The sequence below is a fragment of the Pseudoalteromonas sp. SG44-5 genome (assembly GCF_014164175.1).
GTDB lineage: Bacteria > Pseudomonadota > Gammaproteobacteria > Enterobacterales > Alteromonadaceae > Pseudoalteromonas > Pseudoalteromonas nigrifaciens.
The window spans coordinates 1-859 of record NZ_JACJES010000055.1 but is presented as its reverse complement, the minus strand read 5'-3'; the positions used below and the strand labels follow the sequence as shown (position 1 = coordinate 859).

At 36.6% G+C, this 859-nt stretch carries 1 protein-coding gene and 1 pseudogene; both read left to right on the top strand.

The genetic code is table 11. The annotated features are described in order from the left end of the window. The coding region (locus H5079_RS18130; protein ID WP_182684621.1) for an Hsp20 family protein at nucleotides 1–429 on the top strand (429 nt) is incomplete at its 5' end. 290 nt (nucleotides 430–719) lie between these two features. Continuing rightward, nucleotides 720–859: pseudogene (locus H5079_RS18125) on the top strand (heat-shock protein); the annotation flags it as partial.

Genomic DNA, 859 nt, shown 5'->3' with positions numbered 1-859 from the left:
TCACCCCTTTATCGTTCATTCATCGGTTTCGATCATTTAGCGTCTTTAATGGATGCGGCAGCAAGTTCAGATAAGCAGCCAAGCTTTCCTCCTTACAATATCGAAGCGCTCGATAAAGACAAATACCGAATTACTATGGCAGTTGCTGGTTTTAGCAATAGTGAACTGACAATCGAGTCAGAAAATAACACCCTAAAAGTTAGCGGGGTTAAACAAAGTAAAGACGATAGTAAAGAGCGTAAATTTATTCACCAAGGCATTGCAGATCGCAATTTTGAGCGTAAGTTTCAGTTAGGAGATCACGTCAGAGTTATCGCTGCTGATTTAGCCCATGGTTTACTCAGCATAGATTTACAACGTGAAATACCTGAAGCGTTAAAACCGCGCAAAATAGCAATAGGTGGCAATGATTTGCTCGAAGATAAGTAATTCACTTTAAATATTTTCCACTGTTTTAGCCGCCTCGCTTGAGGCGGTATTTTTACCATTGTAATTTATGTTTAACGACCTTGTTGTGTATTTTAAAAGAGTAAATTTAAAAAATTATTTGTTATTTGCTTGAAAACAATTTTAACGTCCATATATAGATAAGTAGAGGACGCCTGATGGGTCCTTGTTAAACAGAAGTAATTGAAATTTATATTATTAATTAAACTTCATTTGTGTTTGTTCATTAGAAAAGCACAACTGAAATATCGCTTAAATATGAGGATATTATTATGCGTACAGTAGACTTATCACCCCTTTATCGTTCATTCATCGGTTTCGATCATTTAGCGTCTTTAATGGATGCGGCAGCAAGTTCAGATAAGCAGCCAAGCTTTCCTCCTTACAATATCGAAGCGCTCGATAAAGACAA